The organism is Tabrizicola thermarum, assembly GCF_003574395.1.
GTDB lineage: Bacteria > Pseudomonadota > Alphaproteobacteria > Rhodobacterales > Rhodobacteraceae > Tabrizicola > Tabrizicola thermarum.
The window spans coordinates 211,068-223,950 of the sequence record NZ_QMJY01000013.1 but is presented as its reverse complement, the minus strand read 5'-3'; the positions used below and the strand labels follow the sequence as shown (position 1 = coordinate 223,950).

Annotated in this window: 12 protein-coding genes; 5 read left to right on the top strand and 7 right to left on the bottom strand. The window is 67.4% G+C overall.

The genetic code is table 11. The features are described 5' to 3' along the window. Positions 1-90 precede the first annotated feature (90 nt). A complete protein-coding gene (locus tag D5084_RS05925) occupies positions 91-429 on the top strand; it encodes an Hpt domain-containing protein (protein ID WP_128514592.1) in 339 nt (112 codons plus the stop codon). 90 nt (positions 430-519) lie between these two features. Here the strand turns inward: D5084_RS05925 and ilvA are convergent, their stop codons facing one another. Beyond that, a complete protein-coding gene (ilvA, locus tag D5084_RS05920) occupies positions 520-1,767 on the bottom strand; it encodes a threonine ammonia-lyase IlvA (RefSeq protein ID WP_128514591.1) in 1,248 nt (415 codons plus the stop codon). Between the two features lie 137 nt (positions 1,768-1,904). On the opposite strand from ilvA, the gene D5084_RS05915 reads away from it, so the two are divergent. Beyond that, positions 1,905-3,131, top strand: coding sequence for an argininosuccinate synthase (locus D5084_RS05915; protein WP_128514590.1), 1,227 nt, complete (start codon positions 1,905-1,907; stop codon positions 3,129-3,131). A gap of 190 nt (positions 3,132-3,321) precedes the next feature. On the opposite strand, the gene D5084_RS05910 is transcribed toward D5084_RS05915, so the two are convergent. Beyond that, complete coding sequence (locus tag D5084_RS05910) at positions 3,322-5,232, bottom strand: alpha/beta fold hydrolase (RefSeq protein WP_128514589.1); 1,911 nt, start codon at positions 5,230-5,232, stop codon at positions 3,322-3,324. Positions 5,233-5,443: 211 nt separating this feature from the next. Here D5084_RS05910 and msrA point away from each other — a divergent pair, with 211 nt between their 5' ends. Next, positions 5,444-6,046: a peptide-methionine (S)-S-oxide reductase MsrA gene (gene msrA, locus D5084_RS05905; protein WP_128514588.1), complete on the top strand. Its 603-nt coding sequence runs from the start codon at positions 5,444-5,446 to the stop codon at positions 6,044-6,046. Here the strand turns inward: msrA and D5084_RS05900 are convergent. Then, positions 6,043-6,786 (bottom strand): SDR family NAD(P)-dependent oxidoreductase, encoded by a 744-nt coding sequence (locus tag D5084_RS05900; RefSeq protein ID WP_162302391.1) that lies wholly within the window; start codon positions 6,784-6,786, stop codon positions 6,043-6,045. The two genes, msrA and D5084_RS05900, sit on opposite strands and share 4 nt — an antisense overlap. Positions 6,787-6,904: 118 nt before the next feature. On the opposite strand from D5084_RS05900, the gene D5084_RS05895 reads away from it, so the two are divergent. Then, positions 6,905-8,005 carry an alpha/beta hydrolase gene (locus tag D5084_RS05895; protein WP_162302390.1) on the top strand — a complete coding sequence of 367 codons (1,101 nt, stop codon included), beginning with the start codon at positions 6,905-6,907 and terminating at the stop codon, positions 8,003-8,005. A 97-nt stretch (positions 8,006-8,102) separates the two neighbouring features. Here D5084_RS05895 and D5084_RS05890 read toward each other — a convergent pair whose 3' ends face one another. Genes D5084_RS05890 through D5084_RS05880 form a run of 3 tightly spaced genes read right to left on the bottom strand, consistent with a single transcriptional unit; the run spans position 8,103 to position 10,387 of the window. Next, a complete protein-coding gene (locus tag D5084_RS05890; protein WP_128514585.1) occupies positions 8,103-8,687 on the bottom strand; it encodes a Smr/MutS family protein in 585 nt (194 codons plus the stop codon). A gap of 5 nt (positions 8,688-8,692) precedes the next feature. Next, on the bottom strand, positions 8,693-9,718 hold the full coding sequence (mltA, locus tag D5084_RS05885; RefSeq protein ID WP_128514584.1) for a murein transglycosylase A: 1,026 nt from the start codon (positions 9,716-9,718) through the stop codon (positions 8,693-8,695). 9 nt (positions 9,719-9,727) lie between these two features. Next, on the bottom strand, positions 9,728-10,387 hold the full coding sequence (locus D5084_RS05880) for a Tim44/TimA family putative adaptor protein (RefSeq protein WP_128514583.1): 660 nt from the start codon (positions 10,385-10,387) through the stop codon (positions 9,728-9,730). 117 nt (positions 10,388-10,504) lie between these two features. On the opposite strand from D5084_RS05880, the gene D5084_RS05875 reads away from it, so the two are divergent. Beyond that, on the top strand, positions 10,505-10,900 hold the full coding sequence (locus D5084_RS05875; RefSeq protein ID WP_128514582.1) for an FxsA family protein: 396 nt from the start codon (positions 10,505-10,507) through the stop codon (positions 10,898-10,900). Between the two features lie 37 nt (positions 10,901-10,937). On the opposite strand, the gene D5084_RS05870 is transcribed toward D5084_RS05875, so the two are convergent. Then, positions 10,938-12,812 (bottom strand): AI-2E family transporter, encoded by a 1,875-nt coding sequence (locus tag D5084_RS05870; RefSeq protein WP_128514581.1) that lies wholly within the window; start codon positions 12,810-12,812, stop codon positions 10,938-10,940. Positions 12,813-12,883 lie beyond the last annotated feature (71 nt).

Sequence of the window (12,883 nt, the reverse complement as noted above, 5' to 3'; positions counted from 1 at the left end):
TGCGCGGGATTTCAAAGGGACCTGGCGACCATTTGTTAACATTCTGCGCGCGACACTCGGCCGGTGGGACTTGCCTGCGGGTGGTGTGCGATGATCGACTGGAAACGGGTTGACGAATTGAGGGACGAGATCGGGGCCGACGGTTTTGCCGAGGTGGCCGACATGTTCCTGGATGAGGCGGAAGGGGCCGTGAAGGCGCTTCTGCGCGGGATTCCGGCGGAAGAGGTGGAAGGACAATTGCACTTTCTGAAGGGCAGCGCGCTGAACCTTGGCCTGTCGGAACTGGCGGCGATCTGCCAGGACGGCGAACGGATGGCCGCAGCGGGCGAGGGCGCGCTGGTCGATGTGACGCTGGTCGCCTCGGTCTGGCGGGCCTCGCGTGCAAGCCTTCTGGGCGGGTTGGCCACGGACAGGGCCGGCGCGGCCTGACGCGGGCAGGCCTGGGGCGGGGCAGACCCGGGCGCGGGGCAGACCTGGGGCGGGGCAGACCCGGGCGCGGTCGCGCCGCAGCAGACCTGATCAGATCAGGAACTCGGACAGCGCCTCGTCTGCGGTGATGTCGCGGAAGGCCAGGCCGGCGGCGTCCATGCGGGCGGTGAGGCCCGGAAAACCCTCGGCGGACCGGGTTTCGATCCCGATCAGCACCGAGCCGAAGTTGCGGGCCGATTTCTTCAGGTATTCGAACCGGGTGATGTCGTCATCCGGCCCAAGCAGGTTCAGAAATTCGCGCAGGGCGCCGGGGCGCTGCGGCATGCGCAGGATGAAATACTTTTTCAGACCTGCATGGCGCTGGGCGCGTTCCTTGACTTCGGGCAGGCGTTCGAAATCGAAGTTCCCGCCCGAGGTGACGCAGACCACGGTCTTGCCGCGAATCTCTTCGGCCAGTTCGGGCAGGACGTCGATGGAAAGGGCGCCTGCGGGTTCCAGCACGATGCCTTCGTGGTTCAGCATTTCGAGCATGGTGACGCAGATCCGGTCCTCGGGCGCCAGCAGCACATCGTTGCGGTCGATCCAGGACAGCATCCGGAATGTGATGTCGCCCAGACGCGCCACGGCGGCCCCGTCGACAAAGCTGTTGATCTGCTTGAGCTTTGTCGGCGCGCCTTCCTGCAGCGCGGCGGCAAGGCTGGCCCCGCCCAGGGGTTCGACAAAGCGGTAGTCGGTCTGCGGCGCGACCTCGCGCAGATAGCCCGTGACGCCCGAGGCCAGTCCTCCTCCGCCCACCGGCAGGACGACAAGATCAGGCGCGCGGCCCAGCTGTTCCAGAAGCTCGACGGCGACCGAGGCCTGACCCTCGATCACGTCGGGATCGTCGAAGGGCGACAGGAAATGCGCCTGCCGTTCGGCGCAATAGGCCTGGGCGGCGGCGAGGGTCTGGTCGAAATAGTCGCCCGTCAGCACGATCTCGATGCAGTCCCCGCCGAAGACGCGGGTCTTGTCGATCTTCTGCTGCGGCGTGGTGACGGGCATGAAGATCACCCCCCGCACGCCGAAATGGCGGCAGGCGAAGGCAACACCCTGTGCGTGGTTCCCGGCACTGGCGCAGACGAACTGGTGCTGGTCGGGGTTCTTGGCACGGATCTTGCGCATCGCGTTGAAGGCGCCGCGCAGCTTGTAGCTGCGGACCGGGGTCAGATCCTCGCGCTTGAGCCAGATCTCGGCGTCATGGCGGGCGGACAGGAAGTCGTTGCGCTGCAAGGGCGTTTCGGGGAACAGGTCCCGAAGGGCGGTCGTGGCGGCGCGGGCAAGGGCGGGAAAGTCGGTCATCCGCTTCACATGCCGGAAGGGCGGGCCCATGGCAAGGAATGCCTTCGCATGCCGAATTGTGCCCCGCACAGGGGCTGTCCTTGCCCTTGGGGAGTTTTCGTTCTAAGCGCCAGCAAAACCGCTGGGGAGCCTGACCTATGCTGAAGCCCAAGAAAGTCGTCCTTGCCTATTCGGGCGGCCTCGATACCTCGATCATCCTGAAGTGGCTGCAGACGGAATATGGCTGTGAAGTGGTGACCTTCACCGCCGATCTGGGCCAGGGCGAAGAGCTGGAACCGGCTCGGCAGAAGGCCCTTCTGATGGGGATCAAGCCCGAGAACATCCACATCGTCGATGTGCGCGAGGAATTCGTCCGTGACTTCGTGTTCCCGATGTTCCGGGCAAATGCGCTGTATGAGGGGCTGTATCTGCTGGGCACCTCCATCGCCAGGCCGCTGATCTCGCAGCATCTGGTGCGGATCGCGCATGAGACCGGCGCGGATGCGGTGGCGCATGGCGCGACGGGCAAGGGCAACGACCAGGTGCGGTTCGAGCTGTCGGCTGCGGCGCTGGATCCCGCGATCAAGGTGATCGCGCCGTGGCGGCTGTGGGACCTGACGTCGCGGACCAGGCTGCTGGAATTCGCCGAGGCGAACCAGATCCCGATTGCCAAGGACAAGCGCGGAGAAGCGCCGTTCTCGGTCGATGCGAACCTGCTGCACACCTCGTCGGAGGGCCGCGTGCTGGAAAACCCGGCGGAGGAGTTCCCGGAATATGTCCTGCAGCGGGTGGTGCCGGTGGAGCAGGCGCCCGACCAGGCGGAGATGGTGGAGATCACCTTCGAGAAGGGCGATGCGGTTGCCATCAATGGCGAGGCGATGAGCCCGGCGACGATCCTGACCCGGCTGAACGAGCTGGGGGGCAAGCATGGGGTGGGCGTGCTGGACCTGGTGGAGAACCGGTTCGTGGGGATGAAGAGCCGCGGGGTCTATGAGACTCCGGGCGGGACGATCCTTCTGGAGGCGCACCGGGGGATCGAGCAGATCACGCTGGACGCGGGCGCCGGGCATCTGAAGGACAGTATCATGCCGCGCTATGCCGAACTGATCTACAACGGCTTCTGGTTCAGCCCCGAGCGGGAGGCGTTGCAGGCGCTGATCGACAAGACGCAGGAGCATGTCACCGGGACGGTGCGGGTCAAGCTGTACAAGGGGTCGGCCCGGACGGTGGCGCGGTGGTCGGATCACAGCCTGTATTCGGAAAAGCATGTCACCTTCGAGGAGGATGCCGGGGCCTACGACCAGAAGGACGCCGAGGGCTTCATCCGGCTGAACGCGCTGCGGCTGCGGCTGATCGCGGCCCGGAATGCGCGGGTGGCGAAATAGGGCGCCGCGCGCGGCGGGTTCTTCGGACCACGCAAAATCAAGGGGTTGAGGGCGCGTATTTACGCGCCCTTTACTTTTGGCGCAGTGCGAAAAACCGCTCGTCTAGGACTTCGTCACGCCTCGCTTCGGCCCCACCGACGAGAAGCCGAAGGCGCACGAGGAGGTGTCCCCCGTCGACTGGGTCCGGCGCCTATAGTGCGCTGCGCGGCAGGTGGGCGGGCTGGCCGTTCCAGGTGCCGGTCAGGCTGAACGCCTCGTCAGCGCGGCTGTGGCGGTAGTTCAGCTGCCCGCTCTGGCTGCCCGAGACGGTGATGTCCAGCGTCAGCCGGTCCGGCCCATCCTCGGTTGCGACATCGGCCCCGCTGCCATCGACCCGGAGCGCGGGCCAGAAGGCGCAGGCGGCGAACTGGTAATCGGTGCCCTCGTCCCCCGGCGAGGCCGACAGCGTGCCGCCGAAGGGGCAGCCATAGGTCGTCGGGTGCTGGCCGTCCCAGCCGGTCAGCGGGATGTGGTTGGACAGTTCGGTTTCCACCGCGCGGGCGACAGTCAGGGGATCGGTCGCCTGGACAGGATCGGTGAGGGTCAGCGGCTGGTAAGGGGCGATCGGGTCCTGTTCGCACAGCTGTTCGCGGGCCGCAGGCAGGGTGCCGTCGTAAAGCAGCGCCTGCACGATGGTGTCGGGGCAGGCAAGACCGCGCCCCCAGATCACATGCGGTCCGCCGCGCATGAACACGCCGTAGGCGTTGGCGGCATTGTCCAGGACGGAATAGGCCATCGAGATCGGCGTGATCGGATCGTGGTCGCCGTTCAGCACCAGGGTCGGCCAGGGCCCCCCGGCATAGGGCGCCGGACGTTCATGTTCGCCCTGTTGCGGCCAGAGCGCGCAGGCGACGCGTTCGAGGTAATAGGCCCGGAGGAGCCGCGGTGCCTGGGGCGCGAAGGCGCGGGCTTCGTCGATGATCCGCCTTGCCCGTTCGTCGGGTGTGCCCTCTCCGCTGTCGTAATCGGTGCAGGTGATCGCGTAATAGGCCGCGCCGAACCAGCCGGGGTCTTCGATGCCGACCTCGGTTTCCGGGTCGATGTAGGCGTTCACATAGCCCAGTTGCAGGATCGGCACGAGATTGCCCTGCCGTGCAGCGGCGAGGGTGCGCAGGAACGCGGCCCGGCCCTCGGGCGAGTAGAGCGCATAGAAGGCGTTCGTCTCCAGCAGGCCCGAGGTCAGGAGGCGGGTGACCGTGGTCCCGTCGGCCAGCGGATAGGCGACGGGCACCGGCGCCTGGGCCACGCGGGCGGCGAGGTCGTCGTAGGCCGCCGCCGCGCCGCCGGGGAAGTCCTGCGCGCAGGCAGGCATCGCGTCGCAGAGCGTGAAGGTTTCCGCCAGCAGCGCCTCGGCGGCGAGGGTGTAGCGGCGGTAGAAGCCTTCGGCCGACAGGGTCAGGTCGACCACGCCGTCAAGGATCACCCCGCGCACCGCCTGCGGAAACCGGGTGGCATAGGCCTGCACCAGTTGCGTGCCGTAGCTTTCGCCGTAAAGCCAGACCTTGGGCGCGCCGATGGCCTGGCGGAAAAGCTCGGAATCGCGGATTGCCTGATCGGTGGTCACCACAGGCAGCAGGGCGTCGGCGTCAAGCTCTTCGGTGCAGGCCGTGACATAGGTCCGGGCGGTGGCGATGATCGCGTCGGGGTCGTCCAGCGAGGCCGGGGCGGTGTCGAACCGGGCCTGCGCCGCCGGGCAGGAGAGGCCATGCGCCGAGCCGATGCCGCGCTGGTCGACGAAGACGATGTCCATGTTCTCGACCAGGCTGGGGTCGAAGGCGGAGAGGTAGGAATCCGCCGAGGCGATGCCCGAGCCGCCGGGACCTCCGACGAAGTAGAACAGGATTCCCCGGCTTTCCTTGCTGGCGAAGGAGAGGGCGAAGGTGATCTCGATGGTCCGGGACGGATCGTTGGCGCGGTGGTCCAGCGGCACCGTCAGCGAAGTGCAGGACAGGTTGCTGACATCGCAGGGAAAGAGGTCAAGGCCGGAGACCGCGTCTTGCAGCGACACATCGGCGAGGGCGGGTCCGGCAAGCAGGCCCAGGGCAAGAACGGCGTGACGCATGAGGGCCTTTCCGTCGGCGCAGGGATTCGGCGGCAGGTCGCGGCCGGTGGCGGGTGCAGGCTAGTGCGGCAGCGTGCTTTGGCCAAGGGGGCGCAGGCGGTTACAGGCGCTTCACCATGCGGTGATGCACGGATCGGTGATTGGACCCGAGGCGGGTGCAGGGCCAAGCCTGCCCGAGATACGGATCGCGACACGGACATGGGAGGCGGACATGCTGAGACTGGTGCTGGCGCTGATGGCGGGCCTTGCGGGGGCAGCGCAGGCCGAGACGGCGATTGTCGCCGGGGGCTGCTTCTGGTGCGTGGAATCGGATTTCGAGAAGGTGAAGGGGGTCAGCGAGGTCGTCTCGGGCTATACCGGCGGCGACATGAAGGACCCGACCTACAAGAACCACGCGGGCCACTACGAGGCGGTGGAGATCACCTTCGATCCTGCCGTCATCAGCTATGGCGAGCTGATCGCCAAGTTCCTGCGCTCGGTCGACGTGCTGGACGCGGGTGGGCAGTTCTGCGACCGGGGCGATGCCTACCGGACGGCGATCTTCGTGAAGGACAAGGCGCAGCGGAAGGCGGCCGAGGCGGCGGTGGCCGAGGCGGAGGCGGTGCTGGGCCGGAAGATCGTGACTCCGGTTCTGGACGCCGGGCGGTTCTGGATCGCCGAGGACTATCATCAGGATTACTACAAGGGCACCGACATCATCCTGACCCGCGCGGGTCCGAAGAAGCAGTCGAACGCCTATGCCTTCTACCGCAAGGCCTGCGGGCGGGATGCGCGGGTGCGGGAGTTGTGGGGCGCGCAGGCGCTGTCGCACTAGCCCAGCGGCGGCAGGCCCACGGCGGCGCGGAGGTCGGGGGCGCGGATGTCAAGCTCTTGCCCCGTCAGTGCGTCGGCATCCGGGGTGCAGAGCCAGGCGATGGCGCGGGCCGGGTGTTCGGCGGGGGCCAGGCTTTCGCGGGGCAGTTTCGACACCGGGTTGATGCCCGAGGCGCGGATCGCGCCCTGCATGTCGGTGTCAACGACCCCCGGCGCGAAGCCGAAGATGCGGATGCCCTGATCGGCATATTCCAGGTGCACCGAACGGGTCAGCATGGCGAGGCCCGCTTTCCCCGCGCAATAGGCCGACCAACCCTCCTGTGGCCGATGGGCCGCACCGGAGGAGATGTTGACGATCGTGCCGCCGCCCCTTGCAACCATTCCGGCCAGTGCGCGTTGGGTTGCGTGGAATGCCGAGGTGAGGTTGATGTCGATGCTGAGGGCCCAGTCTTCGACCGGGACGTCGAGGATGCGCCCGATGGGGCCGATCACGGCGGCGTTGTTCACCAGGATGTCGAAGCCGTGGTCCAGCACGGTTGCCATGGCGATGCGGTCGGTCATGTTCGCAAGGTGGCCGGTGGCCTGGATATCGCCAAGCGCGCGCCGGGCGGCGGCAAGGTTTGCGGCGCTGCGGGCGGTGAAGTGGACCTCCGCCCCCGCTGCGGCCAGAGCGCGGACGGTTGCAAGGCCGATGCCGCGGTTGCCGCCGGTGACGAGGGCGGTCTTGCCGACAAGTTTCATTCCGGGCTCCTTTCGTGACCGGCGCAGGGTAGCGGTGGCGGGGCTCCGCTGTCCACCGGGCAGGTCGTGTTGACGATGCCGAAAGGGCAGGCGACGGTGCGGGAAAAGGGAGATGCGCGTGCGCAAGTTGCTGATCGTTCTGGCTTTGGCGGGCTGTGCGGCGCGCGGGGATTTCACCATGGCGCCCGCCGGATTGTCGGGGGGCACGCCCGAGACGATCTTCGTCGGCACGACCCGGATGAAGGACGGCGAGGCCTACGGCTTCGGCCGGTCGGGCGAGCCGTCCTTTCTGCGCTATGACATCGCCATCCCGCCCGACCGCGAGCCGGGCAAGGTGAACTGGCCACCCAGAACGCGGAAGCCGGACGGAAGGCGCGATTTCCTGACGCTGGATCAGCGCGACTTCGGCTCGGCGGACGCCTTCAGCGCGGCCCTGCGCGCGGCGCTGAAGCTGCGTGGGCAGACCGATGCGGTGGTCTATGTCCACGGCTTCAACAACACCATGGCCGAAGGCGTCTATCGGGTGGCGCAGATGCACCATGACCTTCAGGTGCCAGGGGTGGCGGTGCATTACGCCTGGCCCTCGCGCGGGTCGGCGCTGGGCTATGTCTATGACCGCGATTCCGCGCTGTTCGCCCGGTCGGGACTTGTGACGCTTCTGGACGAGGTCGAGGACGCGGGCGCGAAGGACATCGTCATCGTCGCGCATTCGATGGGGGCGTTCCTGACGATGGAGGGCCTGCGGCAAATGGTGCTGAAGGACGGGCCGAAGGCGCTGGACCATATCAAGGGCGTGGTGCTGATCTCGCCCGACCTCGACCTCGACGTGTTCCGGTCGCAGGCGAAGGACATCGGCAAGCTGCCGGAGCCCTTCGTGATCTTCGGCAGCTCGAAGGACCGGATCCTGAACATCTCGGCCAGGCTGTCGGGCACGGGTGAGCGGCTGGGCAGCATGGGCAGCGTGGCGCAGATCGCCGACCTGAACGTGATCTATCTGGACACGGCAGCCTATACGACGGGGACGGGACATCTGAACCTGGGCGAGAACCCTGCGCTGCTGAAGCTGTTCGGCGGGCTGGTGGGGATCGCGGATGCGTTCACGGCGGATGCGCGGGGCCGGGTGGGTCTTCTCCCCGGGCTGGTGCTGACGGTGCGCAATGCGACCGAGATCGTGCTGGCGCCCGTCGGGGCGATTGCCGAAGGGCGCGCTGCGCCCTGACAGGTCGTTCCCAGCCGCACCCCCGGGGGATTTCACATCCCCCGGACCCCCTGTGGAGTATTTCGAAAAGGGCAAGACGGGATCGGGGGCGGAGGGTCTAGCGGCGTCTGAGATAGACGTAGTAGGCGCCGCTGCCGCCGTGTTTCAGATGCGCCTCGGAGACCTGAAGCACAACAGGCCCGAGGGGCGGCAGGTGCAGCCAGTGCGGCACCTGGTGGCGTAGTGCGCCGACGCGCTGCGGGATCGGGCCGGTATCCTCGCGCCGCTTGCCCTTGCCGGTGATGACCAGCACCAGCCGCAACCCGGCGGAATGGGCGTTCAGGATGAAGCGGATCAGTTCGGGATGCGCCTCGGCCAGGGTCATCCCGTGCAGGTCGATCCGCGCCTCGGGTTGCAGCTTGCCGCGGGTCATCCTGGCATGGGTGCCGGCATCCATCCGCAGGGGGGCCTGGTCCAGAAGCTGCGGCAGCGTGGGTGCCAGGTCGCGGCGTTCGGGCGCGCGGTGCTTTTCGCCCAGGGTGAACGGCGACAGGCGGGGCCTGGCATGGGCGAGCGGCGGCGGTTCGGGTGCTGCGGGCGGGTCGGGCAGGTGCAGGGGCTGGTTGTGCAGCGGCCGCGCGGTCCGGGCGACAGACCGCCAGAGGTCGGCTTCCTCGGGCGAGAGGTGACGGCGGCGGGCCATGGCGGCTATTCGTCGTCCAGCATCGCGAAGGCGCGGTCGATGGGCAGCAGGAGGACCATCCGGCCCGGGTCCTTGACGCTGCCCGCGGCATCGCCCGCGTCCTTGCCGGTGCCGTAGAAGATGTCGGCGCGCTGCATCCCCTTGATCGCCCCGCCGGTATCCTGAGCGACCATCAGGCTGCGGATCGGGCGGCGGCCGTCCTTTTCGATCCAGACCGGGGCACCCAGCGGCGTGAACCTGGGGTCGATGGCAACGGACCGCAGGGCAGTGATCGACCGGCCCATCGCGCCGATGGGGCCGTCCTCGGGCCTGAGGGTGCCGATCTTGCGGAAGAAGACGTAGGAGGGGTTGGTGTCCAGAAGCGCGCGCCCGGTGCCGGGATTGCTGCGGACATAGTTGGCGATCTCGGGCGCCGAGACCTGATCCAGCGTATGGGTGCCACGCCGGACCATTTCCTGCCCGACCGACCGATAGCTGTGGCCGTTCTTTCCGGCATAGCCGACGCGGATCACCGAGCCGTCGGTCATCCGGATCCGGCCCGAGCCTTGAACATGCAGGAAATAGACATCCACCGGATCGTCCAGCCAGGCAAGCTCCAGCCCGCGGCCCGCAATCGCGCCCCCTTCGATCGCGGCGCGGGTGTGGTAGGCGACGCCGTCGGTCAATTCGGGCGGGCGGCGGTAGATCGGATACCTGAAGCGAGAGGTGCGGACCGGCGAGCCTTCAAGCTCTGGCTCGAAATAGCCGGTGAAGAGGGCCGGAGGCTTACCGACGACGACCGGCTTGAAGAACAGCTCGAAGAAGCTGCGGGCCGAGGCGTCGTCCTTCGGGACATCGGCGGCCAGGGCACAGATCGGTTTCCAGTCGGGCTGGTCGATCAGGTCGCAGGTCCGCAGGAACGAGGTGAGGGCGGCCAGATGATCGTCCTTTAGCCAGCCGTCGAGCGCCTCGAAGTCCAGCACCTCGGCGCGGGAGGGCGCTGCGGTCATCAGCGCCGCCGCAACCGAGAGGAGGACAAGCGAGGCGCGCATCCCAAGGGATCAGTCGCCGGTGGCGACCAGCTGCCAGTTCGGGTCGTCCGACCCCATCTGGCGGGCGAAGGTCCAGATGTCGCGGGTTTTCCTGACTTCGCGCGGAGAGCCTTCGACGATCTCGCCCGCCTTGTTGCGCACGACATAGGTCTGGTCGGCGACGAAGCGCACGGCGATTTCGCCAAAGCGGGTTTCCGGGGAGTAGGTCGCGTCGTGCAGGGCCAGTTCCTTGATACCCAGGAAATTGGCCTCGATGGTCAGGCCGTCCGCCTCGCGCCGGTTGATCGCCTCGGCAAAGCTGGCTTCGACTTCATCGGACAGGAAGGGACGGATGCGGTCAAGTTCGCCCTTCTCGAAGGCGGTCAGGATCATCTCGTAGGCGCCGCGCGCGCCTTGCAGGAAGGTGCCGACGGAAAAGCCGGGTTCGGCCTTCTTCATCTCGGCCAGGGCCCGGGCGGCGTCGGAGCCTTCGGGGACATGGTCGATAATGTCGCGGTCGGGCCCTCCCTCGATCACCTCGAAGTCGCGGCGCAGGCGCGGGCGCACCTCGTCCAGCGGAATCGGCGGTTTCTCGAAGCCGTCGCGGGTGCCCAGAACGGAACGCAGCTTGAGGATGAGGAAGATCGCGATCCCGGCAAGGACCAGGAGCTGGATCAAGGAGCCGTTCATATGTGACCTCTGAGCCTTGGGTGTTCCGTTGGATTGAACACGGTTTGTCGTTATGTAGGGTGGGGGCCTGCCGAAGTCTACCATGCGGGCGGAAGAACGGACGGATGGAGGACGGCGATGTGGATCATCCTTGGCATATTGGCGCTTCCGCTTGTGGAGATTGCGCTTTTCGTGACGCTCGGGGCGCGGCTGGGCCTGTGGCTGACCCTGGCCTGGGTGCTTTTGACGGCCTTCGGCGGGGTTCTGATCCTGCGGTCGCTGGCAGCGTCGGGGATGGGCACGGCGCAAGGCGATCTTGTCGAAGGGTTCCGTGGCCGGATGGTCGAGGACCCGCTGTCGCCAATCGTGCAGCAGGGGCTGGTCGCGGTGGCGGCGATCCTGTTGATCCTGCCGGGCTTCTTTACCGATACGCTAGGCATCCTGTTGTTGATCCCGCCCGTGCGGGCGCTGTTCATCCGGCTGACGGCCCGGCGGTTGCAGGGTGTGCGGGTGGTGCCCCGCGACCTTACCTGACGACCGCGCTGCGATCCGGCATTGGAGTGCCTGTGGATCATCCTTCCCCGGCCCGCGCGGAAGCGGACCGGGGCGGTGGGGTGAAGGCGTTCCGGAACAGTGTCTCCATCGAATCGGTCTCGAAATCGGCAAGCGCCTTGCCGCGCGGTGCCGGGGCTCCGGTTCCCTTGCCATGCCAGGTCGCCTTGCCGATGCGGACACCGGGCAGGCGGCGGCGGATCTGGCGGATCGACAGATCGGTCGCGGTGCCTTCGGTCGCGTCGAGGGTGACCACGATCACGGTTTCCGGCTGAAAGTCTCCGATGGCGCGGGGCAGAGGGGCGCGGGGCGGCAGGGCCACCGCTTCGGCCCCTTCGGCACGCATGGCCTGTGCGACCATCCGTGCGGCGGCCTCGTCCAGCCGGGTCTGCGCCCCGATCACGACGATCCGGCGGTCGATGCCGTCCAGGATGCCGTTCGACACGAGGCTGGCGTCGGCCCCCGGCCCGGCGGTTTCATCGGGCCCGGCGGCGGCGAGCGCCAGTTCATCCTCGACGACGGTTTCCAGCTCTTCGGTCAGGGTCCATGCGGCATTGGCGATGCGGTTGACCTGATGGTCGGACAGAAGCCCCGCCGCGCTGTCGGACTGGGCCAGCGCCAGCGCGGGCAGGGCGGTCCTGTCGTAGTAATCGGCAAGATAGTTCTTGGCGGTCGAGGAGGTGGCTGCCTCGGTGAACTCGAACGACCGGCCGGTGAGCAGACGGTCGTAAAGCCGCGCCGAGTCGGCCAGGACGGGCTTGTCGCCGAACAGGATCGGGAACAGGCGCAGGCTGGGGACGTGATGGCCGATCACCACCAGACAGACGGTCAGCGGCGTGGCGATGATGAGCCCCATCGGCCCCCAGAGCCAGGTCCAGAACATGGCCGAGACGATCACGGCCAGCGGCGAGACCCCGGTGCGCTGGCCGTAGAACCAGGGCTCGATCACGTTCGAGGTGACAAGTTCCACGACCAGGAACAGCGCGGCGGTCCACAGCACCAGCGACCAGCCGGGCGAGACGGCGAAGGCCATGAGGAGCGGCAGGATCGCCGAGATCGCCGAGCCGATATAGGGGACAAAGCGCAGGACCAGCGTGACAAGGCCGAAGAACAGCGCGTTCGGCACGCCGATCAGCCAGAGGCCCAGCCAGATCGGCACGGCATAGATGATGTTCACCACCAGCTGGGCCAGCAGGTAGGTGGAGACGCGCGAACCGGCTTCGGCCAGAAGGCGCGAGGTGGCGAGGATGTTCGAGCCGCCGATCAGCTGGACCAGCCGGTCGCGCAGCGTGGCGCGTTCCAGCAGCGCGAAGACGACGACGACGAAGATCAGCCCGAAGATGCCCACCGGGGCAAGGGCGGGCAGGATCACGTCGTTCAGCCAGCCCTTGAGCCCGGCAACCTCGACGACCTCGACCTTCATTGTCCGGGTCTCGGGGGAATCGGACTGGGTGGCCACCCGTTCGGAGATGTCCGAGACCATGCCGCGCAGGTGCGAGATGATCCTGTTGTCGGTGCCGGCGTCGAGGATCGTGTCGACCTTGGTCAGCACATTGCCCTGATACTGGGGCAGGTTCGCGCCGATCACGCTGACCTGGTAGGCCAGGATCAGGACGAAGGCCGCCATCATCGCTGCGGCGGTCATCACCGTCAGAACGACCGCAGGCAGGTCGCGCAGGCCGCGCTTGCGCAGGGCGTTCACGACCGGGTTCAGGATGAAGGCGAACAGCATCCCGAGGATCAGCGGCAGGAACAGGTCCTTGGCGACATACAGGATGCCGACGACGACGGTGATGGTGGCCAGGGTGGTCAGCGAGACGATGGCATGTCCGCTTTCCGTCGTATCGGCAAAGCGGTCCCGCCCGGGAACGGCGGTTGCATCTGTCTCGGTCATGGTGTCCCCCGGCCCCTGGTCTGAAGGCCCAACGCACGGCGGGTGGGTCCGGTTCCCTGACCGGCGACCCC